The 24238-nt window shown below is 62.1% G+C and carries 20 protein-coding genes and 1 pseudogene; 9 read left to right on the top strand and 12 right to left on the bottom strand.

Going from position 1 to position 24238, the window contains the following annotated elements; translation table 11 throughout:
* Positions 1 to 8 precede the first annotated feature (8 nt).
* The 3 genes from ACSAMW_RS04230 to ACSAMW_RS04220 all read right to left on the bottom strand — a co-directional run bounded on the left by ACSAMW_RS04230 (position 9) and on the right by ACSAMW_RS04220 (position 2624).
* On the bottom strand, positions 9 to 815 hold the full coding sequence (locus ACSAMW_RS04230) for an ABC transporter substrate-binding protein (protein WP_500592813.1): 807 nt from the start codon (positions 813 to 815) through the stop codon (positions 9 to 11).
* Positions 816 to 847: 32 nt separating this feature from the next.
* Positions 848 to 1528, bottom strand: a complete 681-nt coding sequence (locus tag ACSAMW_RS04225) for a GntR family transcriptional regulator (RefSeq protein WP_500592812.1) — start codon at positions 1526 to 1528, stop codon at positions 848 to 850.
* A 196-nt stretch (positions 1529 to 1724) separates the two neighbouring features.
* The gene (locus ACSAMW_RS04220; RefSeq protein WP_500592811.1) at positions 1725 to 2624 is read right to left on the bottom strand and encodes a LysR family transcriptional regulator; all 900 of its coding nucleotides are present in this window, start codon (positions 2622 to 2624) and stop codon (positions 1725 to 1727) included.
* Between the two features lie 110 nt (positions 2625 to 2734).
* On the opposite strand from ACSAMW_RS04220, the gene ACSAMW_RS04215 reads away from it, so the two are divergent.
* Together ACSAMW_RS04215 and ACSAMW_RS04210 are read left to right on the top strand one after the other, a co-directional pair.
* A complete protein-coding gene (locus ACSAMW_RS04215; RefSeq protein ID WP_500592810.1) occupies positions 2735 to 3754 on the top strand; it encodes a zinc-binding alcohol dehydrogenase family protein in 1020 nt (339 codons plus the stop codon).
* A gap of 248 nt (positions 3755 to 4002) precedes the next feature.
* Positions 4003 to 5979 (top strand): putative bifunctional diguanylate cyclase/phosphodiesterase, encoded by a 1977-nt coding sequence (locus tag ACSAMW_RS04210; protein ID WP_500592809.1) that lies wholly within the window; start codon positions 4003 to 4005, stop codon positions 5977 to 5979.
* A 12-nt stretch (positions 5980 to 5991) separates the two neighbouring features.
* Here ACSAMW_RS04210 and ACSAMW_RS04205 read toward each other — a convergent pair whose 3' ends face one another.
* On the bottom strand, positions 5992 to 7044 hold the full coding sequence (locus ACSAMW_RS04205; protein WP_500593972.1) for a DUF1615 domain-containing protein: 1053 nt from the start codon (positions 7042 to 7044) through the stop codon (positions 5992 to 5994).
* Between the two features lie 137 nt (positions 7045 to 7181).
* On the opposite strand from ACSAMW_RS04205, the gene ACSAMW_RS04200 reads away from it, so the two are divergent.
* The gene (locus ACSAMW_RS04200; protein WP_500592808.1) at positions 7182 to 9035 is read left to right on the top strand and encodes an ABC transporter ATP-binding protein; all 1854 of its coding nucleotides are present in this window, start codon (positions 7182 to 7184) and stop codon (positions 9033 to 9035) included.
* Between the two features lie 79 nt (positions 9036 to 9114).
* On the opposite strand, the gene ACSAMW_RS04195 is transcribed toward ACSAMW_RS04200, so the two are convergent.
* Entirely contained in the window at positions 9115 to 10314 is a 1200-nt protein-coding gene (locus ACSAMW_RS04195) for an acetyltransferase domain-containing protein (protein WP_500592807.1), read from the bottom strand.
* Positions 10315 to 10465: 151 nt separating this feature from the next.
* On the opposite strand from ACSAMW_RS04195, the gene ACSAMW_RS04190 reads away from it, so the two are divergent.
* Positions 10466 to 11176 carry an rRNA pseudouridine synthase gene (locus tag ACSAMW_RS04190; RefSeq protein WP_500592806.1) on the top strand — a complete coding sequence of 237 codons (711 nt, stop codon included), beginning with the start codon at positions 10466 to 10468 and terminating at the stop codon, positions 11174 to 11176.
* 560 nt (positions 11177 to 11736) lie between these two features.
* Here the strand turns inward: ACSAMW_RS04190 and msrA are convergent.
* On the bottom strand, positions 11737 to 12243 hold the full coding sequence (msrA, locus tag ACSAMW_RS04185; protein ID WP_500592805.1) for a peptide-methionine (S)-S-oxide reductase MsrA: 507 nt from the start codon (positions 12241 to 12243) through the stop codon (positions 11737 to 11739).
* A 153-nt stretch (positions 12244 to 12396) separates the two neighbouring features.
* Between msrA and ACSAMW_RS04180 the strand changes: the two genes are divergently transcribed.
* Positions 12397 to 12861: a GNAT family N-acetyltransferase gene (locus tag ACSAMW_RS04180; RefSeq protein WP_500592804.1), complete on the top strand. Its 465-nt coding sequence runs from the start codon at positions 12397 to 12399 to the stop codon at positions 12859 to 12861.
* An 8-nt stretch (positions 12862 to 12869) separates the two neighbouring features.
* Here ACSAMW_RS04180 and ACSAMW_RS04175 read toward each other — a convergent pair whose 3' ends face one another.
* The 3 genes from ACSAMW_RS04175 to ACSAMW_RS04165 form a co-directional block, all read right to left on the bottom strand.
* Positions 12870 to 14012, bottom strand: a complete 1143-nt coding sequence (locus ACSAMW_RS04175) for an alkene reductase (RefSeq protein WP_500592803.1) — start codon at positions 14010 to 14012, stop codon at positions 12870 to 12872.
* Between the two features lie 124 nt (positions 14013 to 14136).
* The gene (locus ACSAMW_RS04170) at positions 14137 to 14745 is read right to left on the bottom strand and encodes a TetR/AcrR family transcriptional regulator (RefSeq protein WP_500592802.1); all 609 of its coding nucleotides are present in this window, start codon (positions 14743 to 14745) and stop codon (positions 14137 to 14139) included.
* A gap of 109 nt (positions 14746 to 14854) precedes the next feature.
* Positions 14855 to 15718: an oxidoreductase gene (locus tag ACSAMW_RS04165; protein WP_500592801.1), complete on the bottom strand. Its 864-nt coding sequence runs from the start codon at positions 15716 to 15718 to the stop codon at positions 14855 to 14857.
* Between the two features lie 142 nt (positions 15719 to 15860).
* Between ACSAMW_RS04165 and ACSAMW_RS04160 the strand changes: the two genes are divergently transcribed.
* Entirely contained in the window at positions 15861 to 17234 is a 1374-nt protein-coding gene (locus tag ACSAMW_RS04160) for a nucleobase:cation symporter-2 family protein (protein WP_500592800.1), read from the top strand.
* A 48-nt stretch (positions 17235 to 17282) separates the two neighbouring features.
* On the opposite strand, the gene ACSAMW_RS04155 is transcribed toward ACSAMW_RS04160, so the two are convergent.
* From ACSAMW_RS04155 to ACSAMW_RS04145, 3 genes are read right to left on the bottom strand one after another with little or no spacing between them, the layout of a single operon-like run.
* A complete protein-coding gene (locus ACSAMW_RS04155; protein ID WP_500592799.1) occupies positions 17283 to 18371 on the bottom strand; it encodes a lipocalin-like domain-containing protein in 1089 nt (362 codons plus the stop codon).
* Positions 18361 to 20835 carry an ABC transporter permease gene (locus tag ACSAMW_RS04150; RefSeq protein WP_500592798.1) on the bottom strand — a complete coding sequence of 825 codons (2475 nt, stop codon included), beginning with the start codon at positions 20833 to 20835 and terminating at the stop codon, positions 18361 to 18363. Before ACSAMW_RS04150 ends, ACSAMW_RS04155 begins: the two co-directional genes overlap by 11 nt.
* 1 nt (position 20836) lies before the next feature.
* On the bottom strand, positions 20837 to 21508 hold the full coding sequence (locus tag ACSAMW_RS04145) for an ABC transporter ATP-binding protein (protein ID WP_500592797.1): 672 nt from the start codon (positions 21506 to 21508) through the stop codon (positions 20837 to 20839).
* 270 nt (positions 21509 to 21778) lie between these two features.
* On the opposite strand from ACSAMW_RS04145, the gene ACSAMW_RS04140 reads away from it, so the two are divergent.
* From ACSAMW_RS04140 to ACSAMW_RS04130, 3 genes and pseudogenes are all read left to right on the top strand, one after another.
* Positions 21779 to 22609 carry a DUF1206 domain-containing protein gene (locus tag ACSAMW_RS04140; RefSeq protein WP_500592796.1) on the top strand — a complete coding sequence of 277 codons (831 nt, stop codon included), beginning with the start codon at positions 21779 to 21781 and terminating at the stop codon, positions 22607 to 22609.
* A 102-nt stretch (positions 22610 to 22711) separates the two neighbouring features.
* Positions 22712 to 23482, top strand: a pseudogene (locus ACSAMW_RS04135) (PAS domain-containing protein); the annotation flags it as partial.
* 12 nt (positions 23483 to 23494) lie between these two features.
* Positions 23495 to 24028 (top strand): methyl-accepting chemotaxis protein, encoded by a 534-nt coding sequence (locus ACSAMW_RS04130; RefSeq protein WP_500593971.1) that lies wholly within the window; start codon positions 23495 to 23497, stop codon positions 24026 to 24028.
* The last annotated feature ends 210 nt before the right edge of the window (positions 24029 to 24238 follow it).

Below are 24238 nucleotides of genomic sequence, written 5' to 3'. Positions count from 1 at the left end.
GTGTGCCCTCAGTCGAGTTTGTCGCCTTCGATGTGCCATTTCGCCAGCAGCGCCGCATAACGCCCGTCCGCCTGCATGCCTTTGATCACCTCGGCCACGGCGGCGCTGAGCTGCGTGTCGTCCTTGCGGATGCCAATGCCGGTCAGGATGCGTGCGAAGGCCGGTACGCCGGTTTCGAACAGCTCGGGCGCCATGCTCTGGTAGTAACCGGCGGTTTCCACAGTGGTGCCGTAGGCGGCCGCTTGTTGTATGCGCAAAGCCTGGAACGCATCGGTGTCGCTGTTGTACACCACCAGGGCCATGGGCGGCTTGCCGGCTTTCTTTAGGCTGTCGTTGTGGGTTTCCAGCAGGGTACGGATGGTCGACCCATTAAGTACCGCCACCTTCTTGCCGGCCAGGTCATCCAGGCTGTGAATGCCACCGGGGTTGCCTTTGGGCACCACCACGGCCTGGCTGGAGTACATGTAGTTCACGATGTCGATCACTTGCCGGCGTTCAGGCTTGTCGAACAACTGATCGAGCACCAGGTCGCACTGGCCAGCCAGCAGCGCGGGGATCAGGCCCGAAAAGGGGATAACGCGCCACTGCACCGTCTTGTTGCCTAAGGCCTCGGCGATGGCCTGGCCCAGGTCCACTGTCACCCCCACAGGCTTTTGCTGGGCATCGAACGAGCCCATGGGCGGTGAGTCCAGGGCGCCGCAATAGGTCAGTTTGTCGACATTTTTCAGGCGATCAGGCACGGCAGGAGCCGCCTGAGCGAAGCTGCTGAGCAGGGACAGGGCGAGCAGGCACTGCGGGATTCGGCGCATGAACATAGTCAACTCCAGGGTAGGTAGCAGTGGCGGTATCAGCGTGGGCCGGGTTCGGCCGTGTGGTGTTCGATGAAGGCAAGCAACTCGGGTACGGTGCCTTCGATGTGGTCGCACAGCGTGGCCTCGACGGTGGCCGGGTTGCCACTGCGCAAGGCGTCGATGATCGCCTGGTGGTCGTGCCGGGCGGTCTGGCGGGGGCGCTCCTGGGCCAGCCACACCTGCATGTGAGGCTCGATCAGCGCGTACAGGCTGCTGATCTGCCTGAGCAGGCGAGGGCGCTTTGCCAGGCTGCACAGGTACTCATGGAATTCCCGGTGGCGGGCAATCCATTCGCTGGGGGAGTCCTGGTCATCGTCCATGTTGTTCAGCAGGCGCTCCAGCCGGGTCAGCTCCCGCTCGCCGGCCTGTGCGGTCGCCAGGCGTGCTGCCAGGCCTTCGAGGGCGCTGCGCATCTCGAACACTTCCTGCATGGCCTCAAGGTCCAGCCCGCTGACCACTGCGCCTCTATTAGGGCGCAACACCAGCAGCCCCTCAGCCGCCAGGCGCTGAAACGCACTGCGCACCGGCATGCGACTGGTGCCCACCTCGCCAGCAATGTCTTCGGCAACCAGGCGGTCACCATTGCGGTAGCGCCCGCTACAGATAGCTTTGAGCACATAGTCATACACTTCCGCTTCGGCGGAGACTGGTACGGCACGAACAGACGATAAGGGCATGCAGGCCTCTGGATGTTTGTATCCAATAAGCCAATGCATTGCAGGGATGATGCCAATTTGGCCCAGGGCTCTGGGGTGCGGCTTCTTCTCAAGCGGGGCTGCGCCCAGCGTGGCTGTTCGCATAGGCTTGTCACTTTGGCGCACCGTGGTGGCGCGCCTGCGTAACAGAGTGCGGTCAAATGGAGCAGCAGCGCCCTCAGCGCGGGCAGGCCGGGCCCAAGGCCGTGAAGCGGTCTTTCAAGTGTTCGTACAGTTGGTGCACGGCTGGGGAAAACTGCCTGCGGTGAGGGCAGACGAAATGCAACGGCAGCGGTTCGCCTGGGATATGAGGCATCACCCGCTCCAGGCGCCCGGTGGCCAAGTCTTCACTGACGTCCAACCAGGACTTATAGGTGATGCCTTCTCCAGCCACCGCCCAGCGCCGAACGATTTCCGCGTCATCGCAGAACAGCGGCCCGCCCACAGCCACCGTAGTGGGGCCAATACGCCACCTGTCATAGGCGCGCCCGCCCAACGGATACACCAGGCAGGCATGGTGTTGCAGGTCCTCGGGGGCCTGAGGGCGGCCATGGCGCGATAGGTAGGCCGGGGAGGCCACCAGCACGCGCCGGTTCCAGGGCGCCAGCGGGCGAGCAACATAGTTGGCATCCTCCAGCACCCCATAGCGCAAGGCCACGTCGACGGGGTCCCGGAACATGTCGGCCACTTGGTCGGAGATGAACAGGCGCACGGACAGGCGCGGGTGCTGCCCCCGGAACGCGCTCAGCCAGGGCAGCACCAAGTTGCGGCCGATGTCTGAGGGGGCTGTGAGCTGCAGCACCCCTTGCAGCTCGGTGCTCTGGTGCCGCAGCTTGTCGAAGCCTTCCTTGAGGGTATCCAGGGCGGCCTGGGCGTTGGGGAGGTACTGCTCGCCTTCAAGGGTAAGGCGAAGGCTGCGGGTGGAGCGCGCGAACAGCCGTACATCCAGTTCGCGCTCCAGGCGTTTGATGGCGGCCGCTACCTGGCCCGGCAGCAAGTCAACTTCCCGTGCCGCATTGGAGAAACTCCCGAGGGCTGCGGTGCGCACAAACAAGGCAAGGTCATCCAGGCGAATCATTTTCACTCCACAAGTGAAAGTGTTGGGTGAACCAACGTGTTTTTCTTTTTAGCAAGCAAGGCGAGTATGCCGCCACTGCGCTCCATTTCCATCACCTGCGAGGAATTTCAATGAAAGCCGTTGCCTTTACCCAACAGGGGCTGCCCCTGGACGATCCACACTCGTTGATGGACATGGACCTGCCCACCCCGGTGCCCGGCCCCCGTGACCTTCTGGTAGACGTGAGTGCTATCGCCGTGAACCCGGTTGATACCAAGGTGCGTGCAGGCACTGCCGCCATAGACCCCAAGGTGCTGGGCTGGGATGCAGTGGGCGTGGTACGGGAAACAGGTGCCGACGTGACCTTGTTCGCGCCAGGCGACCGGGTGTATTACGCAGGCTCCATCGCGCGGCCCGGTAGCTACAGCCAGGCCCATGTGGTGGACGAACGTATTGTGGGCCGAGCCCCTGCTTCGCTCAGCGACGCTGAAGCGGCTGCGCTACCCCTCACCTCCATCACCGCCTGGGAGCTGCTTTTCGACCGCCTGGGTGTGCCTGAAGGCGGTGGGGAAGGCAGCAGCCTGCTGATCATGGGCGCCGCCGGTGGGGTAGGGTCGATTCTGGTTCAGTTGGCACGCCAGCTCACGAAACTGACCGTGATCGGCACCGCCTCACGGCCTGATACCCAAGCCTGGGTCACCTCACTAGGGGCTCACCACGTGATCGACCATCACCAACCGTTGCTCCCCCAGCTGGAGGCCATAGGGGTGGGCCAGGTAAGCCATGTGGCCAGCCTCACCCATACGGACAGCCACTTCACCCAGCTGATCGACGCGCTACGCCCCCAGGGCCGCCTTGGGTTGATCGATGACCCGAAAACCCTGGACGTGATGCCCATGAAGCGCAAGGCGCTGTCCCTGCACTGGGAACTGATGTTCACCCGCGCCCTGTTCGAAACGCCGGACATGATCAAGCAGCACGAATTGCTTAACCGCGTCGCTGGCCTGGTGGATAAAGGCGTACTGCGTACCACCTTGGGCGAGCACTTCGGCGTGATCAACGCCGCTAACCTGCGCCGTGCCCATGCGCTGATTGAAAGTGGCAACGCCCGTGGGAAGGTCGTGCTGGAAGGGTTCGGCGAGCCCCAATAAAAGCAGTGCCCCATGTAGGCCGGGGGTGTGCACTGAAACCGACCATTAGCATCCACAGGGGCTTCAAAAACGCAAGGCGGTGCCGATAGCAAGGGCAGGGCTAGCTGTTTATCTAGGTAAACGCTTGACCGTTCAGGTGAAACAATGGGACGCAGATACGGTCTGATGTCATAGTGATATCATTCCCTACCTGCTTCCACCCTTTGGCCCGTACTGCGGCCTGTGCTGGCACTGTTCGAGAACCTTTAATGCACACCCTTTATACGCAAATCGAGCAGGAGCTTGCCAGGCCGGCACGTGACGTTCCTTTCTCGGCTGACCTGGAACAGCGTTATCAGCTGGACATTCAGGCTGACAGGCGCCGCCACCTGAGCATCTGCCTGCTGATCGGCACCCTTAGCTTTAACAGTTTTCTGGTATGGCAGCTGATGCTGGCCGAAGACAACCTGTGGAAGGTGGCCCTGCAAATGATGGGCACCTCGGTGCCGTTCGCCACCCTTGCCTATGTGTTGTTGCACAAGGTGCCGCTGCGCTGGCGTGAAACCGTGGCCATGCTGCCTTCGTATACCGGCTTGTTCGTGGTGTACCTGATCATTGTGGAAGGCGCGAAGATCCGGGCCATGGACCAGACCCTGTTCATTTTCTGCTGGCCCCTGATGCTGGTATACACCAACACCTGCATGAAAAGCCCTTTCAGGGTGGCGCTGGCGTACAACCTGTTTGGCCTGGCCCTGACGGCTGTTGCGGTCGCCCAAACCTCAGTGAACATCAGTACGGGCGGCCTGATGCTGACCTCGGCGTATTGCTCGGCCTTTTTCTCTTTGCTGGGCAATTACTGGGCAAACCGCGAAGGGCGGCGTACCTACCTGTACCGCCTGCGCGAAGAGTTGCGCACCGCCTCACTGAGCAGCGCCAACCAGGACCTGAGGCTGCTGTCCCAGACCGATGCACTCACAGGGTTGGCAAACCGCCGCCAGATGCAGCCGCACCTGGATCGTTTGTGGGCCCGACAGGTACGAGGTGACGCGACCGGCGCAGTGCTGCTGGTGGATATCGACCATTTCAAACGCTTCAACGATTTCTATGGCCACCTGATGGGCGACAGCTGCCTTCAGACCGTGGCGACCACCCTTCAGCAGGCCTTGAGGCCGGAGGACACCATTGCCCGCTTCGGTGGTGAGGAGTTCGTGGTGCTGCTCAATGACGTGGGAGAAGCCGAAGCACGGCAGATTGGCGAGCGCCTGCTATTGAGCATTCGAAGCCTTAACTTGGTACACCTGGGCCGAGAGGACGGTGTCGATCACCTTACCGTCAGTATCGGTATGGCCCCTAGCAGCTTGGCAGGCGTAGCGGACAGCGCGGCGCTGCTGGACCAGGCCGATCGCGCGCTCTACAGCGCCAAACGGCGGGGGCGCAATTGCCTGGAGGTGGCCCAAGACAGTACCACCCACCCTGCGCGCACCTTGCCTACCCCTGAAGACCTGCGAACGGCCATGGCGGAAGGGCAGTTCGAGTTGTACTACCAGCCCATTCACCAGTTGCCTAGCCAACGCCTCACGGGCTATGAGTGCCTGCTGCGCTGGCGAAGCAGTGAACATGGGACCGTGCCGCCGGATATCTTCATTCCCATGGCCGAAAGCAGTGGCTTGATCGGCGCGTTGGGGGACTGGGTGCTGGAGCAGGCCTGTACGGCCGCCAACGGCTGGCCTGTCGCGCTTAGCCTGTCAGTGAACATCTCGGCCTTGCAACTGGCAGACCCGGAGTTGCCTGGCCGCCTGCAACGTATTCTGGTGCGCACCCACTTCAACCCAACACGGTTGGTGCTGGAGCTTACCGAGAGCGTGCTGTTGGAGATCAGCCCGGATGTGAAAGCGAACGTACAATGGCTGGCAGACGAAGGCGTGAAGCTAGCACTGGATGACTTTGGCAGTGGCCACGCCAACCTGGCGTATCTGCTGCAATTGCCGTTTCAGCTGCTAAAGCTCGACCGGCGCGTTCTAAGGATCGAGCTACCCGCCCAGCGCAGGGAAGTGCTTGAGGCACTGTTGAAACTGGGCAGGGCTTTTAGCCTGGAGGTGGTAGCTGAAGGGGTCGAAACTGCCGAGGACCTGACCTTGCTGTGCGAGATAGGTATGGACCAGGGGCAGGGCTTCCTGTTTAGCGGCCCGCAGCCCCTGCCCATGGCCCACTCGCCTGAGGTGACGCTCAAAGCCTTGGCTCGCTAGGGCTGACCGTACTCAGTTGCGGCCAAGGCAGCGGACCCACCGCTCATTGACCCGCTGTGCGAACCAGGCGGTGGTGAGGTGGCGGGTGATCTTCGGGCTCTCCAAGGTAATGCCTGGCAGGATCGAGCGCGGCAGGGTCTTGCCACTGACCTTGTCTGCCAGTTCGAAGACGCGTTGATACACCCTGGTGTCTTCAAAGGCGAGCTGGTCACCCTGGGCCAGCGCCCGATGAATGTCGTTATCGCTCATGTTCAAGCGGGTGCCCAGGGAACGCACCGCCAGCTCGGTCTGGCCGGGGTCACTGCTGCTGTAATTCACCAGGTCCCCATCGAGCTTCAAGCGCGCCCGCACCAACCGGTTCAGCGCCGCCTGAAATGCTGCATTCCGGCTGGCATAGTGGCCTGCGTTGTAGTCGGCAAAGCGGTACAGGGGCTTGGGGTAGTGAGCTGGGTAGCCCAGCAGGTGCGCGGTGCCGAAATAGACGCCACCCCGGCGGCTGAACACTTCCTGCCGGAGGGTGCCTTGGAGGGTGTAGGGGTAGTTGCGGGCATTGCGCTCGGCAAAGGCGATGGCCACTTGCATCGGCCCGCCGGTGTGCACCGGGTTCAAGGTGCCGAACAACTGCTGGCCGAGGGGCACCATGCCGATAAGGTCATCGAACACCTCGCTCAGTTCCCGTTCCGACCGCACGCTCTCAATGCGCTGGGCGTAGGTTTTGCCCGTAGGCGAACGGATGCCAAGCGCGGCGTCCACCAAAAAGCTGGGAACATGAACGGCACTGGCACGCCGGTCGATTTCCTGCCGGGCAATGCGCCCCAGCCCGGGCACCTGTGGGTCAGCGTTGAAATTGGACTCCTGCTCGATCACCGCGATCACTGCGCAGAGGTTATCCGCCGTGGGGTCCAGCTTCTGGGCGTCGAACGCCACCTGGATATCCGTGGCCCAGCCTTGCCGGTCGCTGGCCGATGCGGGCAGCAAGCGCCCAAGGTTGGCACGTACCTGCTCAGGCGTAGGGGCGGCAGGCTGAGGTTGGTGGCTGCAGGCGGCTAGCGCCATTGCAGCCATTACCGTTGATAGTCGTTTCAACACGGTCAATTCAGTGGGCCCAATGTAAGTGAACAATTGCGGATTATGCAGGCCTGAGCCTCTGGAACGCCGTTCAATGGCACAATGCACCTTACTTTATCGCTTCGGAGACCACTATGCTCCGTTCATTCGAACGACGCCTGGACCCTTTCCCGCCTGATGAGGCGCCCCCGCCCCCCAGAGGCCTTGGCCGCTTTCTATGGGCCTGCACCCGCGGCGCGCGGGGTTATGTGGCCGCCATGGCCGTATTCAGTGCGGCTGTGTCCATTTATGAGGCTTGGCTGTTTTCCTTCCTGGGGCAGGTGGTAGACCAGCTTTCCTCCTGGAAGGCCGGGGCGCCCATTGGGCAGCAGGAGCAGCACGTGCTGTGGGGCATCGGGCTGGTGCTGGTAGCCAGCATCGGGCTGGTGGCCATACGCACCATGCTTCAGCACCAGGTATTGGCTATCAACCTGCCGCTGCGGTTGCGCTGGGATTTTCACCGGTTAATGCTGCGGCAAAGCCTGTCATTCTTTTCAGACGAGTTTTCCGGCCGGGTGACCACCAAGGTGATGCAGACGGCGCTGGCCGTACGTGAGGTGCTGTTTACCCTGATCGAAATCGTGCCAGGCATTGGCGTGTACTTCATTGCCATTATTGCGCTGGCAGGCGGCTTTGATCTGCGGCTGATGCTGCCTTTCATGGCGTGGATCGTGCTGTTCGGGCTGGCGATGCTGTACTTCGTACCGCGGTTGGGCAAAGTGGGGCAGGAACAGGCCAATGCCCGGTCCTCCATGACCGGGCGCATCTCGGATGCCTATACCAATATCACCACGGTAAAGCTGTTCTCCCATACCAAACGCGAAGCCCATTTTGCCCGCGCAGCCATGGAAGACTTCAAGGAAACAGGCTTTCGCCAGATGCGGCTGGTCAGCCAGTTCGAGATCGTGAACCAGTCGCTGGTGGTAGGGCTGATTCTGGCGGCGGGCGGGTATGCGTTGTGGCTGTGGCACTTGGGCGAGGTGGGTACCGGTGCTGTGGCCGCCATTACGGCCATGGCGTTGCGGATCAACGGCATGTCCCACTGGATCATGTGGCAGATGACATCCTTGTTCGAGAACATCGGCACGGTGCAGGACGGCATTTCCACGCTGACCCATGGTGCCAAGGTACAGGACGCGCCCAACGCCAATACGCTGGCCACTCGTGGTGGTGAGGTGGTGTTCACGAACGTGTCCTTCAACTACAACGGCGAGCGCCAGGTGCTCGATGGCCTGGACCTGACCATACGCGCAGGTGAGAAAATCGGCCTGGTGGGGCGCTCAGGGGCGGGCAAGTCCACCCTGATCAACCTGCTGCTGCGGTTCTATGACGTGGACAGTGGCCAGATCCGTATCGATGGCCAGGACATTGCCAAGGTGACCCAGGACAGCCTGCGCAGTGCCATCGGCATGGTGACCCAGGACACTTCCCTGCTACACCGGTCGTTGCGTGACAACATCGGATATGGCCGGCCCGATGCCACTGACGAGCAGATTCATGCTGCCGCCGTGAGCGCCCAAGCCGACGGTTTCATCAGTCAGCTGAGCGACAAGCAGGGCAATACCGGCTACGACACCCTGGTGGGCGAGCGGGGCATCAAGCTGTCCGGTGGCCAACGGCAGCGCATCGCCATTGCCCGTGTAATGCTCAAGAATGCGCCCATCCTGTTGCTGGACGAAGCCACCAGCGCACTGGATTCGGAGGTGGAGGTGGCCATTCAGGAGAGCCTGGACGAAATGATGCAAGGCAAAACGGTGATCGCCATCGCGCACCGGCTGTCCACCATCGCGGCCATGGACCGCCTGATTGTGATGGATCAGGGGCAGATCATCGAGCAAGGTACCCACGCTGAGTTGTTGGAGAAGAATGGCACCTATGCGCGGTTGTGGCGTCACCAGAGTGGCGGCTTCCTGGGCGAGGAGCAGGCCGTAGCCGAGGCATTGGAATAGGCGAAACGCAAGGCAACCGTGGGAAGGGGCTTAGTGCGCCTTCCCACGTACGCTTGAGCCTCAGCAAACCAGTGTGTGGTCAGCAGTATTTGAGCCAGCCAATGTCCCGGCGGCGTTGCTTGAGCTCAGCGAACCACCGGGTGGGCAGGTAGAGCACAACGGCCAGCCCGGCGGACCACAGCCAGATACTCGCCAGGGTGTCGAAGCCATAGTAGGCGCCTTGGTTGAGGCCCCACACATGGACCGCCGTGAGGTATAGAGCCTTGAGCACCAGCAGGTGCAGCAGGTAGAAAAACATCGGGGCGCCCCCGTACTGTGACAGCACCTTCAATACCCGGCCCCCCTCAAGCCGCTGGAAACACGCCAGCAACACCAAGCCCACGCCGAGGGTCGGCATCAGGAAGAGCAGGGAAGGTGGGTACTTGGTCAGGGATAGGAAGCTCATAAGTGTACGCACACTGTCCCCAAGGTTTTGCCAAGGTTTGTCCCCGTACACATTCAGGTAGCGTACCAGTACGAAGCCTGCGATCAGTGCAAGCCCCCACGCCCACAGCCGACGGTGACGTTGTTCAGGGGCAGCGCTACGGGCGAACCAAGGGCCGGCGCAATAACCCAGTGCTATAACGCCGACCCAAGGCAGCACGGGGTAGGTGGTACGGGCTCGGGTGTACTCGGTAATCTCAAGGAACGCTCGCTGGTGGAGGATCGACCAAGCCTCGAACCAGGGGGATTGCGGGGTGAGTACGATACCGTCCAGCAGGTTGTGCCCCGCCACAATTACTACCCCCAAGGCTATAAGGCCGGGCCGAGGGAGGTGAATCAAGGCCGCCAGTACCATCATGCTCAGGCCGATGGCCCAGATAACCTGTAGCCAGAGTGTGGTGGGAACAAAGGTCGCATTCCAGGCGAAGTTGACCAAGGTCAGTTCCAGAACGATCAGAAACAACCCACGTTTGAGCAAAAACGTGGATACCTCGGCACGGCTGTGGGTTTGGCCGTACAGGCAGGCGGATAGCCCCGTCAGAAACACGAACACAGGGGCGCACACCATGCTGCTCAGGCGAGTGAAAAACAGGTCAAGGGGTGTAGTGAGCGGGTTCATGGGGTCGCTGACCTGAACATGCAGAAAGAAGGTCTCGCGCACGTGATCGACCAGCATGAACAGCATTACCAAACCACGAAGGGCATCAATGGCCAACATCCGTGAGCGAACCTGGGGGGTGTCCTGTAAAGCAGCGGGAGCGTTGGGTTGGGGCAATGTGGCGAGAACGGCGACCATGCAGACAGCCTCCATGAGTACTGATAATGTTAGTGTTATACCATAACATTTAAGGTGTGTTGTGTTCGTTGGCCTCACCTTACTCAACGATGGGTTTTCCCTTGTAACCCTCGGCCCGATACAATGGCGGCTTTTCCCAGAGCACGCTCCAATGACCGATACACAACGCCTGTCCCGCCGCCTGATCGAACAGGTGGGCTGCTCTCGCCGCGAGGCAGAGCTGTATATCGAAGGTGGGTGGGTCACGGTGGACGGCAACGTGGTAGACACGCCGCAGTTCCAGGTGCAGGACCAGCAGGTGGCCCTGCTGCCAGGTGCTAAGGCCGAGGCGCCGGAGCCGATTACGCTTATCCTCAACCAGGCTCCAGGGCTGGATGAGGCCAGTGCCCTGGCGTCCATTACCCCGCTTACCCAAGCGTCAGCCTTTGATACGGGCAAGCGTGTGCTCAAGGGGCATTTCAGCCGGCTTCAATGCCTGGCCCCGCTCCAGCCTGGCGCCACTGGCCTGCAGGTGTTCACCCAGGACTGGCGCACCGCGCGCAAGCTCACGGCCGAGTTCGGAAAGCTGGAGCAGGAGTATGTGGTGGAGGTGCAGGGCACCCTGCGCGCCAACGGCCTTGAATTGCTCAAGCGCGGGATCATCGTCCGCAAGCAGGCGCTGCCCGCGGCCAAGTGCAGCTGGCAGAACGAAACCCACCTACGTGTTGCCCTGAAGGCGCCGACGCCGGGGCTTATCGCGCAGTTGTGCGAGGCGGTGGGGTTGAGTGTCATCTCCATGCGCCGCCTGCGCTTGGGCGGCGTGCCCATGGGCAAGCTACCCTTGGGGCAGTGGCGGTATGTGGCGGTGCAAGAGCGGTTTTGAGGTGTTGCACGATTCCAACAGGGGCCCGTGTAGGAAGCTGGCGAAGCCTGCGAACCGGGCTCAACAGGTGGTGCTGCAGTGCGTTCCCGGCCTACGCCTTCGGCTATGACCGGTCCAACAGGGGCCCGTGTAGGAAGCTGGCGAAGCCTGCGAACCGGGCTCAACAGGTGGTGCTGCGGTATGTTCCCGGCCAACGCCTTCGGCTGCGACCGGCCCAACAAGGCGCCCGTGTAGGAAGCTGGCGAAGCCTGCGAACCGGGCTCAACAGGTGGTGCTGCAGTGCGTTCCCGGCCTACGCCTTCGGCTACGACCGGTCCAACAGGGGCCCGTGTAGGAAGCTGGCGAAGCCTGCGAACGGGGCTCAACAGGTGGTGCTGCGGTATGTCCCGGCCTACGCCTTCGGCTACGACCGGTCCAACAGGGGCCCGTGTAGGAAGCTGGCGAAGCCTGCGAACCGGGCTCAACAGGTGGTGCTGCGGTACGTTTTCGGCCTACGCCTTCGGCTACGACCGGTCCCAAAATGGGCCGCGCGTAGCACGGCCCCGCTTGGTGCGCTAAGCTCAGCCGCGCTTGGGCAAGGTCCAGTTCGGCCGGATGAAGTGGCAGGTATACCCGTCTGGAATGCGTTCCAGGTAGTCCTGGTGCTCGGGTTCTGCTTCCCAGAAATCGCCTGCCGGCTCGATCTCGGTCACTACCTTGCCGGGCCAAAGCTTTGAGGCGTCCACGTCAGCGACCGTATCTTCGGCCGTGGCACGTTGCCCCTCATTGAAGTAGTAGATGGCGGAGCGGTAGCTAGGCCCCAGGTCGTTACCCTGGCGGTTGGGGGTGCTAGGGTCATGGATCTGGAAGAAGAACTCCAGAATCTTCCGGTAGCTGATCACAGCCGGGTCGAACACAATCTCGATAGCCTCGGCATGGTTGCCGTGGTTACGGTAGGTGGCGTTCGGCACTTCGCCGCCGGTGTAGCCTACGCGGGTGTTCAAAACGCCTGGATAGCGTCGGATCAGGTCCTGCATGCCCCAGAAGCAGCCGCCGGCAAGGAGGGCGGTTTCGGTTTGGCCAGTCATCGTGGTTCCTTTGGGTCAAATACGGTCAATAGTGGCAGAGTTATCAGGGCGCTTTGTCGAATTCCAAGGGGGAGGATGCCGGTCCCCGATAATTGGAGTGATAATAACGCTATCGCTTGCTCATACCTTCATCCCTCAAGACGCCTTGAAATCATGCTCACCTTGACCTGGCTTCGCAATGCGATGCACCACAGTGGCCTCTATGCCCAGTGGTTGCACGAACAATTTACCTACGAATTCATCGACCAACCCTTGGAAGGCTGGCAGCGTGAATTCGCCGAGGGGCAGCATAATGGTGACTGGCAGTGCCTGATTGCAGCTGAACACGGCCAGCTACTGGGGGGCGCATGCCTGGCTACCAGGGACTTGCCTTCAAGGCCGGACTTGGGGCCCTGGTTGGCCTGTGTGTTCGTGACGCCATCGGCGCGCAACCGTGGCCTGGCCAACCAGTTGATCGAGGCCATCTGCGCTGAGGCCAAAGCGCGGGGCGTGCACCGGTTGTACCTGCATACCCAGGACCGCCAACAGTACTACGCCGACCGCGGGTGGGCGGTGATGGAGCACTTCGAGCAGTGGGGCAAGGCCCACTGCCTGATGGTCAGAGCATTGGGCGCTTGAACAGGGTGTCAGCCCACCGTTGCAGCGGCCGGCGTGTACACGGGGTAGTCCGTGAAACCATGGTCGGTGCCGCCGTACATGGTGGTGGGGTCCACGGGCGTCAAGGGCCAGCCGTTCTGAACACGGCGGGGCAGGTCCGGGTTGGCAATAAAGGGCCTACCGAACGCGATCAGGTCCGCTAGGCCCGCCTCGATCAGGCGTTCACCTCGTTCGGCCGTGTAGCGGCCTGCGTAGATGATGCGGCCGGTGAAGGTGTCGCGCACGGCGCGGCGGAAGGTTTCCGGCAAATCAGGCGCGTTGTCCCAGTCGGCTTCGGCGATGGACAGGTAGGCCACACCCGCCTGCTCCAACACCTTGATGGCTTCCAGGTAGGTATGGTGCGGGTCGTCCTCAACGAAACCGATGTATACCCGGTCCTCATCCGTGCTGGTGAACAAAGGGCTGAAACGCACACCCAAGCGCTCCGGGCCTACGACATCCACCACCGCTTCAACCACTTCCTTGAGGAAGCGCAAGCGGTTTTCCAGGGAGCCGCCGTAGGCGTCGGTGCGCTGGTTGGCGTGAGCAGAAATGAACTGGTTCACCAGGTAGCCGTTGGCGGCGTGAATTTCAACGCCGTCGAAGCCGGCTTCAAGTGCATTTCGGGCGGCCTGGGCATACATCGCTACCAGTTCGCGGACCTCTTCGGTACTCAATGCACGAGGCAAGGGTGGCTCGACCAGCACGCCTGCACCGGGGGCGGTCTCGATGAACGCCTTGACCTTCTGAGGCAACAGCGCCGACGGGGCCACTGGGGCTGCACCGTCTGGTTGAAGGGCGCTATGGGACACACGCCCCACGTGCCACAGCTGCGCAAAAATCACTCCGCCCTCGGCATGTACGGCGTCCGTGACCACGCGCCAGCCAGCCACTTGTTCAGCGCTATAGATGCCTGGCGTCCAGGCATAACCCTGTCCACGGGGTTCGATCTGGGTGCCTTCGGTGACGATCAGGCCCGCGCTGGCGCGCTGAGCGTAATAGCGCGCCATGGTTTGCGTGGGCACGTCCCCAGGTTGCGCACTGCGTTGACGCGTCAACGGCGGCATTACGAAGCGGTTCTTGAGGGTATGGTGGCCCAAGGTAGCGGGTGTGAAGAAGGCAGGGTATTTCATAAACATGAATCCTTAATCGGTTGAGCGAATTGCACTGAAGCAGTACAGATGGAAATTAGAATAGACCGGTCGTCTATAAATGTTGCGCAAAAAAAGCACCCCTTAGAGTGCTTTCACACACGGTCTAACGTGGTGGCAGCCCCAACAGTGCCCGTGTGGTCACCATGGCTGTATCAAAAGGTTGCAGGCTGCGGTGGATCTTGACCATCACACTGGCCCCCATCCACAGCTGGTACAGGCTTTCGGCAACTGCGTAGGGCATGCCGTTGATGCGCAGCAGGCCTTCGCCTATGGCCCGTTCGATCCCGCCAGCCAGCCGCTCGATCACGCCCCCTGTGCCTCGCTTGAGGGCCAGGCGCATGGCTTCGGACAAGTCAGGCACTTCGGCACCCAGCTTCACTGCCAGGCATTTGCCTTGGCACTCCTCGAACGACTGGTTCGCCTGCCATTGGCTGAAATAGTCCAGCACCTGTTCGACCGGGTTTTTCCCTGGCGCGTTGAGCGTGGCGTCTACCTCGGCCTGGTAGGCTGTGAAGTAGGTGTCCAGCATTGCCTCGCCGAACGCATCCTTGGAGCCGAAGTAGTGGTAGAACGACCCCTTCGGGACACCCGCAGCGGTCAGGATTTCATTGAGGCCTACCGCGGCAAAGCCCTTGCCCGCGATGATGCGCTGACCATTGGCCAGGATGCTGTCACGGGTGTCGCTGCTCTGAGCGGGCGCTGAAGTTTTCATGGGCCGTACCATAACGTTGATTAGACCGATCGTCTAGGCTTTATTGGTGAGGTTGGTCCTTCTTGCCAACCCTTTCACATTTCATCATGCGTGGTGGCCTGAATAGACACTACCCTTGTGAGTCAGCAGGAAAGTCAGCCCCACAACTAAGGTCGCGCGTACTTTCGATTTCCGTGAGCCGCGCTTTCAGGTCCGTTACCACTGCTTCATGGCCCCAGGCCCCGAGTACCAGGTGGCGCGGTGGCGAGTCCATTTGCGTCAGGGCAATCATGGCTTCACCTGCGCGTACAGGGTCTCCCTTTTGGTTGCCGCTACCCTCGCGCGTGGTGGCCATGCGTTTGCCCGCCGTCTCCTTGTAATCCTCCAGGGTGGAGGGCGTCTGGTGCAGCGAACGGCCTGCCCAGTCTGTGCGAAAGGGCCCCGGCTCCACGCAGGTCACGGCGATGCCCAGTGGCTTCACTTCCACGTTCAGTGCGTCCGAGAAGCCCTCGACCGCGTGTTTGGAGGCCGCGTAATAGCCAGAGCCAGGGTAGCCGATCAACCCGGCCACGGAGGTGATGTTGATCACATGCCCGCTGCGCTGGGCGCGCATAGCGGGCAGCACGGCGCGGGTCATGGCAAACAGGCCGAAGACGTTGGCATCGAATTGAGCACGGATCTCGGCGTCCACGCCTTCTTCGATGGAGCTTTGGTAGCCGTACCCAGCGTTGTTGACCAGCACATCGATACGCCCGAACCGTTCAAGGGCGGCTTGGGTGGCGGCACTTACTTGCTGGCTGTCACAGACGTCCAGGCTGAGCGTGAGCACACGGTCTTCGGCGCCTTTTGCCAGGCCGGCTACCCGCGCCTTGTCCCTGGCGGTGGCTACCAGGCGCCAGCCACGCTGCACCACCTGCTGTGCCAGTGCCTGGCCGAAACCGGTGGAGCACCCGGTGATGAACCAGACCGGGCTGTTAGAGGTATCACTTGCCATTGTCGTTCTCCGTCGTGCAGCGGTGGGGGTGAAATGGGGCGCGTGTAAGTGCGACTCGCTACGCGCCGCCTGTGTTCAGTCAAATGCCCCAACGCGACTGACGCAGGGTAGAATCCGCCCCTTTTCACCATTGGGCCCTGCCATGCAACCGCTTGATACGCCTGTACCACCTGCCCCTAACGGCAGTGAGCTGATCTACGGCCTCGAAGACCGACCGCGCCCGCTGGTGGCCCTCCTGGCTGCTCTGCAACACCTGCTGGCGATCATCGTGCCCATCGTGACGCCGGCCTTACTGATTTGCCACGCCCTGGGTGTGTCGCCGCGCGACACCAACCTGATTGTGTCCTTGAGCTTAATCGTGTCCGGCATCGCTACTTACGTGCAGTGCCGTCGCTTCGGCCCACTGGGTGCAGGCTTATTGATCGTTCAGGGCACCAGCTTCAACTTTGTGGGGCCGCTGATCGCCGGTGGCGCCCTGATGGTGAAGGAGGGCACACCTGTGGAAGGGGTGATGGCGGCCATTTTCGGTGTGGTGATCGCGGGCTCGTTCGTGGAAATCGGCTTGTCTCGCATACTCCCGTTCGTTAAACGGCTGATCACACCGCTGGTGACCGGCATCGTGGTGCTGATGATCGGCCTCACCCTGATCAAGGTCGGCCTCATCAGCATGGGCGGCGGTTTTGGTGCTATGGCTACGGGCACCTTCGCCAACGGTGAAAACCTGTTGCTGTCTGGGGTGGTGCTGGCGGTGATCGTGGTACTTAACAGAATCCCGCTGGTGTGGATGCGTAGCGGGGCCATTGTGATCGCCCTGGGGGTCGGTTACGCCCTGGCTGGTTACCTGGGCCGGCTGGACTTCACCGGGATGCACCAGGCCGCGCTGTTCCAGGTGCCCACGCCGTTGCACTTTGGGCTGGGGTTTTCCTGGAGCCTGTTTATTCCAATGCTGGTGATCTACCTGGTGACCTCGCTGGAAGCGATCGGTGATGTAACGGCCACCAGCAAGGTGTCCGGCCAGCCGGTGGAAGGGCCGGTGTGGATGCAACGCATCAAGGGTGGGGTGCTGGTCAACGGTGTCAACTCGCTGCTGGCGGGTGTGTTCAATACGTTCCCCAGCTCCGTGTTCGCCCAGAACAATGGCGTGATTCAGCTGACCGGCATCGCCAGCCGCAGCCTGGGCACGTGGATTGCGCTGATGCTGGTGGTGCTGGGGCTGTTCCCGGCTGTGGCCGGGGTGATTCAAGCGGTTCCCGAGCCGGTGCTGGGCGGTGCCGCCATGGTGATGTTCGGTGCCGTGGCAGCCTCAGGCATCAACATCCTGGCGGGCGTCGACCTGGATCGCCGTGCGCTGCTGATCATTGCGGTGTCCCTTGCCCTGGGGCTGGGCGTTAACCAGGTGCCGGAGTTTCTAGCGCACCTGCCCACTGCACTGCGCAACGTGCTGGAATCCGGTGTGGCGACCGGGGGCATCTGTGCGCTGCTGCTGAACTGGTTTCTGCCCCAGCACACACGCTGACAGTTAGGGTGTAGGTCGCCGTGTGTATAGGCTCATCGCGACCTGCGTTCAATACCCGGTCATCTCCAGGTAGCCCACGCCTGAGTGCGTGCCGCTGAGGGTCACCGGGCCCTCCCAATAGGGAATCCGCAACGCCATCCAGGCGTTGGGGTTGAGCGCCTGCACGCTCACATCGAGGCCTTTGCTGGGAATGCTGATGGACCAATGTGTGGGCATGTCACGGCCTTCCACCCGGGTAGTGCTTATCGGCACCAGAGTGATGCCGTTGGGGGCCAGCGGTTCTGTAGTGCCATCGGCGTTGATCCAGGTGCCCGTGAGGTAGGGTTCACCCTGCTTCTGTCGCATACGGTAGAGCATCACCTGCGCGCCACTGTTCAAGTGAATGGAAAACCAATCCCACCCGGTCTGGTTGGCGGTCAGTGGCTGGCTGCTCCATTCGCGGTCCAGCCAAGCTGAGCCAGATACCTTGTAGGTTGTGCCGTCCAGGGTGACCTGCCCTGAGGCGTCGAAAAATGGCTGGCTGTAGTAATAGGACGCCTGGCCGGCTTCGGACTTCTGGCTAAAGCCGCCGTGACCTTGCAATACCAGCGGGCGGGTAGAGGTGAGGTGCAGCTGATAGCCAAAGTGAGGGCCCTGGGCGTTGAGCTGCATATCGGCGAGCGGTTTTTCATCGGATGCGCGGCTGGCCAGGGACCAGTCGTCGATCCAGGCTGCAAAAGGCTTGAGGGTCACGCCTGCTTGGTCGATGCCGCCCCGCGCATAGCGTTCTGCGGCGTAGTGGCGGTCTGCGGATGTCACGGCGGCATGGCCCATCCACAGGTTACGGTTGGCCCACCCTGTGTTGTCGGCCAAGGCTTGGGCCGTTCGGGGCAGGGCATTGCGGAACAGGGTCCACTGAACGCCGAAAGGCTGACCGTTCGGGCCTGTAAGGTTGGCGGTGATGTACCACCATTCGATACGGTAACCGTCGTGGGGGCCATGGTCCTCAGGGAATATAAAGCGCTTGCCGGGCGTTACCCGGGCATACGCCGTGGCGTCGTCTGCCAGCCCTGCAAATCCCTTTTCGGTGTCCGGCGGGGCATCGCAGGCGGCAAGGGCCAGGAATGCCACAACACCCGCGAGCCATTCATACCTCATGGGCAAAGGTCCTTAGCAAGTCGGCAGGTTGCGTCTTGAATAGTCGATACAAGGGCCAAGCGGAGGCCAGCAGCGTTGCGATCATGGCCAGGCCCATCAATTGCAGCAGTTGCAAGGGGAAGACCTGCAGCGGCAGGCGCCAACCGAACGCTTGCACATTGATCACCGCATCCAGGCACCAGGCCAGCAACAGGCCCAGAGGAACCGCCAAAGTCAGCGTCAGTACCGCCAGCAGCCAGGTCTGGGCTAGGTTCAGCAGCATCAGCTGGCGCCGGGTGACCCCCAGCGCCCATAGGGGTGCCAATTGCCCGAGCCGGCTCTGGCTCTGCGTGAGCAGGCTGATAAACAAGGCGACACCGGCAACGCCCAGGGTGAGGCTGTTAAGTGCCCCAGTCGCGGCAAAGGTGCGTTCAAACACTTGGGTGGACCAGGTTTTAAGCTGGGCTTGGTCAATGATATGGCTGTCATCCAACTCGAACTGTGCATGCAGGCGGTTCAGCAGGGCCGGGACGTCGTGCGGGTCAATACGCAGGTTGAAACGATCAGGCTTCTGCTCGGGCCAATGGGCCAGCAGGTGGTCGGTGTTCACCAGCGCATGACCTTTGGGGTTGCCGTAGTCGGCATAGATGCCAACCACCTTCACAGCCCAGGGGCCTGCCGGTGTTGGAAGCTGTACCTCATCACCCACGGCCACTTTCAGGCGCCGCGCTAGTTGTTCACTCAGCATCAGGGCCTGGTCGTGGGCCAGTTGCGCCCAGGGGTCGCCTGTGGCGGCCTCAAGCAATGGCCAATGCTCACGGTAGTTGGGGTGATCGATGATGCCGTACAGGTCCGCTGGCCACCCATCGAGCTGAAGGGGCACGTCCCGGTTGGGCAATACGGCTTTGATCTCGGGCTGCTGCTGTAGCCAGGCCTGCAGCGGCAGGGCTTGCTGCGGGCTGGCCGGGTTGATGTACAGCTCAGCGGTCAGCCGTTGGCCCAGCCAGTGAACGAAGGTTTCGCGAAACCCAGAGGTCATGCTCCCGGCGCCTATGTTGGCGGCCATGGCCAGCAGCAGCGCCATCAGCGCCAGGCTCAGTGCAGGCAACTGCTGGCGGCAGTCCGCCAGAAACCACTGGCCCAGCACAGCGCTACGGCGGCCGAGCAGGGCGTTGAGCAGGCCGTTAAGCACCACAGGCAGCCCAAGCGCGGCCCCCAGCAGCAGGCCGGCCATCAGCACAAACCCCATGGCCAGGCTGTTGCCCCACACTGCAGCGGCCAAGGCAATGCCCAGACCCAAGGCAGCAATGCCGCCCTGTCGGCGCAACCAGCGTGTATGGGACTCCTGCCAAGCCTGGGCGCTGCCCAATGCCAGCAAAGGCAGGCGTGCTGCACGCAGCAGGCTGTTACTGCCAGCCAACAGCGCACCCAAAAGGCTGACCCCAATGCCACTCAACCACCACCAGGGGCTGAGCGTGAGCTGCCCAGCCACTTCGGCACCGTATAGCCCCCTTAGGCTGGCTGCCACATCGGGCAGCAGCAGGCTGGCCAGCCCGTAGCCGCTCACTACGCCAGCCACGCCGCCGACCAGGGCCATGGCACCCAGCTCTACCGCCAGCGCCACGATCAGCAACCGAGCGCTCACACCACTGGCGCGAAGGTTTCGTAACAGGCCGCGGCGTTGTTCCAGTGCCAGCCCAATAGCCGCATGGACGATAAACAAACCCACCACAAAGGACAGGAACCCCAAGGCGTCGAGGTTCAGGTGAAAGCTTTCGGTCAGCTTGCCCAAGTCGTTTTCATCGCCGCTGTGCTGCACCTTCAACTGGTGAGCAAAAGCGTCCGGCAGGGGCGGCAGGGGGTAGCCCTTTGGTAACAGCAACCGCGACACCTGGCCTGGCCGGTTCAGCAGGCGCTGGGCAAACCCGATGTCCACCAGCAGCAAACCCGGCGCCATGTCGGCTTTTGCCTGCAAGGGCGGGAGGGCCTGGCCCTCTTCTGTCAGGGGCTGCGTGCCTTCTGCCATGCCTAGCGCCAGCAAGGTTTGCGGCGCTACCCAGGTCACGCCTGGGGGTGTGAAGAACGCCACCAGCTGTCCGGTGCTCATGGCTTGCCCCGCCAGGGAGGTACCGGTTGGGAGCGATACGGGCTCTATGCCCATCACTTGCAAGCGCTGTTCTGGCTGGTCCTTGAGCACCAAGCGCCCGCGAAGCACCGGTGACACCGGCCAGCCTGCGCGGCGAAGGGCTACGAATGCGTCTTGAGAAACCGTGGCGCCGTTGGTCGCCACCAAGCTGGCTTGGGGCTCACCGCCAATAAGCTGGCTGGCCTTGGCATAACTGTCACGGGCCTGGCTGTTCAGCGCCTGCACACCGGTAAGCAGGCTGGTTGCCAGCCATAACCCGGTCAGCACGCTTGCCAGCTGTACAGGGTGGCGCCGCCAGTGGCTGACCAGCGCCCGAAGTGCCCAATAGAAGGTCGCCATATCAGGGCTGCCCGTCGTCAGCGGCTAAACGACCGTGGCGCAGCACGGCCTGGCGTGACAGGCGCGCGGCCACGCGAGGGCTATGGGTCACCATCAACAGGCTGGTGGGGCTGTCGGCCAGGATGTCCAGCAACAGTTGCAGCACTTCGTCACTGGTCGCCTCGTCCAGGTTGCCGGTCGGCTCATCGGCCAGCAATAGAGGCGGGCGGGACGCCAAGGCCCGGCCGATGGCCACCCGTTGCTGCTGCCCACCGGACAGCTGTTCAGGGTAACGGGTGAGCAGGCCACCCAGCCCCAGGCGGGTGACCAGTTCGGCTTGCCAGTGGGTATCGAGCCGCCCTGCCAGCCGAGCCTGGAAGGCCAGGTTGTCCTCCACCTTCAAGCTGCTGATCAGGTTGAATTGCTGGAATACCAGCCCCACCTGGGTGCGCCGCCAGTTGGCCAGTTGGGCTTCGCTCATCCGGTCCAAGCGCTGCCCAGCCACTTCAATGGTCCCGCTGTCTACCTGATCCAGGCCGGCGACCAGGTGCAGGAGGGTACTTTTACCGCTGCCGGATTCCCCCATCAACGCCAGGCTCTGGCCGGCGTCCATGTGCAGGTTGGCACCCCGCAGCACATCGAGAGGTCCTTGGGCGGTGGCGTAGCGTTTGAACACGTTATGGACGTGGAGCATCAAAGGGGCGCCTGAGCAGTAGAAGGGCATGAAGCAGGGCGCCAACGCACATGCAGGGCATCGTTGGCAGTGTTTCGGCAAAGAGACGCAAGGTACGTTCCCTTTGGTACTCGAATCAATGGGGTGCCCTACTCAATGGCGGGCGTGCAGCAGGTACAGACACGGCTGTGCAAGGTAGTGCCGGGCTGCAGGCCATCGGTTGCCCTGATCGAACCCCCGGCACCCTGCTGCGGTCTGGTCCTGTATCTTTCTTCAGGAACCGGCCCCTTTATGTCACCCCATCACACCTTGGTTGTTCTCGCACGTTGTGGCTATGCCGCGCGGGGCATCGTTTACTTGTTGGTTGGGATTTTCGCCCTGCTCGCCGCCAAGGGGTCTTCAAACCCCAAAGACAGCCACAGCAGCCTTACCGCTGTGTTCAGCCAACCCCTGGGCCATGTGATGGTGGGGCTGGTGGTGGCGGGGCTGTTTGCGTTTGCTGCCTGGCGCGTGTTCCAGGCGGTTCGGGATGTAGACCACCATGGTACGGGCCTGAAAGGCTGGGTGATCCGCATCGGCCTGTTGGCCGGGGGGCTGGTCAATGGCGCGTTGGGGGTTTTTGCGTTGGGCCTGTTGGTGAGCAACCTGCAACGCTCGGGTGACTCTGGAGGGGGGCAAACCCAGGACCTGCTGTCGAGCCTGTTGGCCTGGCCACACTCCAACCTCCTGGTTTACCTGGTGGCGCTGGTGCCATTAGGCGTGGGCATTGCGCACTTGGTAAAGGGGTGGAAGGCGTCCTTCGAAAAGTATTTCGAAGCTGACGAAGACACCATGAAGTACGTGCGGCCCGTGGCACGGTTCGGCCTGATAGCCCGAGGTGTGGTGTTTATAGAAATCGCCGTGCTGTTAGGCATTAGTGGTTCCAGCTACCAGGCCATGCACCCGCCTGGCATGAAAGAAGCCCTCAACGCCCTGCAGACACTGCCCGGCGGCGGCCTGATCCTGATGGTCATCGCACTGGGGCTGATCGCCTTCTCGGTGTACAGCTTTTCGGAAGCGGCCTGGCGACGTGTTGAAGTCGACGTGCCCCACGTTCACGCACCCAACCCGTTCTCAAAGTAGCTGAAGTCGCGAAAAAATGTGTACAGGCAGGGGTTCAGTGTAGGAGTTTTCAGCCGATGAAGGCTTGTTACTTTCCTTCCGCTGCGTTGTACAGGTGCTCACATGTTTTTCAGCAATCAGAACAAAATGGCGCTGGCCACCCTTCGCGATGAGCTGGCAACCATCGAACAGATCCGCGCTGGGCTGGACGAGGACATGCTCGTCATGCACTTGGACGCAGACGGGCGGATCGAGCATGTGAATGCCAATTTTCAACAAGAGATGTTGCACCGGGAGGCCAGCGTGCAAGGGCGCCTGCTGTCGGAGCTGGTGCCGGATGAGGCCCGGCAGGACAGTTTCCATCGGCGCGTGTGGTCTGCCTTGAAAGAGGGCGGCAACTTCACCGGTACGCTGCGGCTGCTGCGTGGCGATGGGCGCGAGGCCTGGTTGCGGGTGCTGCTTCACCCCATTCGCAAGGTGGACAACAAGCTCAGCTACGTGATTTACGCCAGTGACCTGACCCGCACTATCGAAACGTCCCGTGAGCAGGACAGCATGATCAAGGCGCTGCAGCGGTCCACAGCGGTGATCGAGTTCGACCTGCAGGGCCATGTGCTGGTGGCCAATGAGCGCTTTCTAAACGCGATGGGGGTGCGGCTTGAACAGATCAAAGGCAAGCATCACCGCCTGTTCTGCACCCCAGAGGACGCCCAGTCGGCCGAGTATGCCGCCTTCTGGGAGCGCCTGCGCCAAGGCGAGTTCGTGGCCGGCCGGTTCAAGCGCATAGACGGTGCCGGGCAAACGGTGTGGCTGGAAGCGTCCTACAACCCCGTATTCAATGCCAGCAATCGCCTGGTCAAGGTGGTGAAATTCGCGACCGTGATCACTGAGCAGGTGAACCAGGAAATGGCGGTCTCCGATGCCGCCTCCCTGGCCTACTCCACTTCGGTTCAAACCGACACCACCGCTCAGCGCGGTGCCGAGGTGGTCCAGCAGACGGTGGCCGTGATGCGCGAGCTGGCCCGGCAGATGCAAGGCGCAGCCGAAGGCATCGAGGCCTTGGACCAGCAGAGCCAGGTGATTACCACCATCATCAAAACCATCAGCAGCATTGCCGAGCAGACCAACCTACTGGCCCTGAACGCGGCCATTGAAGCCGCACGGGCAGGGGAGCAGGGCAGGGGCTTTGCGGTGGTGGCCGATGAAGTGCGCCAACTGGCGTCCCGTACCACCCAGGCCACCGTGGAGATCGCTGGCGTGGTTCAGCAGAACCAGCGGTTGGCGTCCGAGGCTGTAACAGTGATCGGCACAGGCCGCGAACAGGCCGAGCAAGGCCTAAACCTGGCCAACCAGGCCGGCTCGGCCATTGTGGAGATCCAGGACGGGGCCCGCAAAGTACTCGGTGCAGTAGAGCAGTTCGCCACCCGCCTGGGGCGCTGAACGCTGCAGATGATAGGTGGACCGTCGCTGGCCGCAACGGCCTGCATGCGTGTGCCAGGTTCCCATTGGCGCTTTCGCCAGGTTACCCGGTATCGCCGGTGCAATACCTCTGTTCAGGCTGCTGCACTCAGCGCCTGCGGCCATTACACTGGCGCCGCGCATTGATTGCCTGGCCCAGGCGCGGGCCGTTGCTGAGCCCCGAGGCTACTG

It is taken from the genome of Pseudomonas sp. AB39(2026) (assembly GCF_059831485.1).
Note: the sequence above shows the minus strand (reverse complement) of the source record. Positions and strands in the feature narration are given on the sequence as shown.

Excerpts from the sequence above, each read along its gene's own strand:
- ACSAMW_RS04130 (WP_500593971.1), top strand. The coding sequence starts at position 23,495 with ATGGCGGTCTCCGATGCCGCCTCCCTGGCCTACTCCACTTCGGTTCAA.
- ACSAMW_RS04155 (WP_500592799.1), bottom strand. The coding sequence starts at position 18,371 with ATGAGGTATGAATGGCTCGCGGGTGTTGTGGCATTCCTGGCCCTTGCC.
- ACSAMW_RS04145 (WP_500592797.1), bottom strand. The coding sequence starts at position 21,508 with ATGCTCCACGTCCATAACGTGTTCAAACGCTACGCCACCGCCCAAGGA.
- ACSAMW_RS04210 (WP_500592809.1), top strand. The coding sequence starts at position 4,003 with ATGCACACCCTTTATACGCAAATCGAGCAGGAGCTTGCCAGGCCGGCA.
- ACSAMW_RS04150 (WP_500592798.1), bottom strand. The coding sequence starts at position 20,835 with ATGGCGACCTTCTATTGGGCACTTCGGGCGCTGGTCAGCCACTGGCGG.
- ACSAMW_RS04230 (WP_500592813.1), bottom strand. The coding sequence starts at position 815 with ATGTTCATGCGCCGAATCCCGCAGTGCCTGCTCGCCCTGTCCCTGCTC.
- ACSAMW_RS04165 (WP_500592801.1), bottom strand. The coding sequence starts at position 15,718 with ATGGCAAGTGATACCTCTAACAGCCCGGTCTGGTTCATCACCGGGTGC.
- ACSAMW_RS04160 (WP_500592800.1), top strand. The coding sequence starts at position 15,861 with ATGCAACCGCTTGATACGCCTGTACCACCTGCCCCTAACGGCAGTGAG.
- ACSAMW_RS04205 (WP_500593972.1), bottom strand. The coding sequence starts at position 7,044 with ATGGCTGCAATGGCGCTAGCCGCCTGCAGCCACCAACCTCAGCCTGCC.
- ACSAMW_RS04140 (WP_500592796.1), top strand. The coding sequence starts at position 21,779 with ATGTCACCCCATCACACCTTGGTTGTTCTCGCACGTTGTGGCTATGCC.
- msrA (WP_500592805.1), bottom strand. The coding sequence starts at position 12,243 with ATGACTGGCCAAACCGAAACCGCCCTCCTTGCCGGCGGCTGCTTCTGG.
- ACSAMW_RS04195 (WP_500592807.1), bottom strand. The coding sequence starts at position 10,314 with ATGGTCGCCGTTCTCGCCACATTGCCCCAACCCAACGCTCCCGCTGCT.
- ACSAMW_RS04220 (WP_500592811.1), bottom strand. The coding sequence starts at position 2,624 with ATGATTCGCCTGGATGACCTTGCCTTGTTTGTGCGCACCGCAGCCCTC.
- ACSAMW_RS04180 (WP_500592804.1), top strand. The coding sequence starts at position 12,397 with ATGCTCACCTTGACCTGGCTTCGCAATGCGATGCACCACAGTGGCCTC.
- ACSAMW_RS04200 (WP_500592808.1), top strand. The coding sequence starts at position 7,182 with ATGCTCCGTTCATTCGAACGACGCCTGGACCCTTTCCCGCCTGATGAG.
- ACSAMW_RS04175 (WP_500592803.1), bottom strand. The coding sequence starts at position 14,012 with ATGAAATACCCTGCCTTCTTCACACCCGCTACCTTGGGCCACCATACC.
- ACSAMW_RS04225 (WP_500592812.1), bottom strand. The coding sequence starts at position 1,528 with ATGCCCTTATCGTCTGTTCGTGCCGTACCAGTCTCCGCCGAAGCGGAA.
- ACSAMW_RS04215 (WP_500592810.1), top strand. The coding sequence starts at position 2,735 with ATGAAAGCCGTTGCCTTTACCCAACAGGGGCTGCCCCTGGACGATCCA.
- ACSAMW_RS04170 (WP_500592802.1), bottom strand. The coding sequence starts at position 14,745 with ATGAAAACTTCAGCGCCCGCTCAGAGCAGCGACACCCGTGACAGCATC.
- ACSAMW_RS04190 (WP_500592806.1), top strand. The coding sequence starts at position 10,466 with ATGACCGATACACAACGCCTGTCCCGCCGCCTGATCGAACAGGTGGGC.